Annotated in this window: 1 protein-coding gene; it reads left to right on the forward strand. The window is 37.1% G+C overall.

Annotation, left to right across the window (positions count from 1 at the left end; genetic code table 11):
• Positions 1 to 460, forward strand: a 460-nt coding sequence (locus ABN217_RS20085) for a helix-turn-helix transcriptional regulator (RefSeq protein WP_349459979.1), incomplete at its 5' end; no start/stop codon positions are given.
• Positions 461 to 552: the final 92 nt, after the last annotated feature.

Genomic DNA, 552 nt, shown 5'->3' on the forward strand with positions numbered 1-552 from the left:
CGAAGTATTACGACAGCAAAAGTACGTTGTGAGCCAATTGGAAAAGCTCATTGTCAGTTCTATCCTGTCAACATTTCCTCATAATCACAGCGCAGGCAACAACCAAAGGATCAGCAATGTTTGTCCTAGACATGTAAAAAAAGCACAAGATTTTCTGCATATTCATGCTCATGAAAATATTACGATGGAGCAGCTTGCTCTGGTCGCAGGTGTCAGCTCACGCAGCTTATACAGTGGCTTTCGCCATTTTTTAAATGTCAGCCCAATGCAATACCTTAAAACATTAAGATTAGATAAAGTTCGTTCAGAGCTTTTATCTGGAGATGTTAATAATATCACTGGAATTGCTTTACGTTGGGGATTTGCTCATATGGGGCGCTTTAGTGCTGAATATAAAGCTCGATTTGGTGAAACTCCAAGCCAAAGCTTGAAAGGCACCCTGTTTAATCATCCACGATAAGTGGTTAAAACTATTCAATTTAATGTTTCATATTTTAAGATTATCAATTGACAATCAACATACTTAGTGTGATTAATGATATTGATATCTAA

The sequence above is a fragment of the Proteus sp. fly-1067 genome, assembly GCF_040139345.1.
GTDB lineage: Bacteria > Pseudomonadota > Gammaproteobacteria > Enterobacterales > Enterobacteriaceae > Proteus > Proteus vulgaris_B.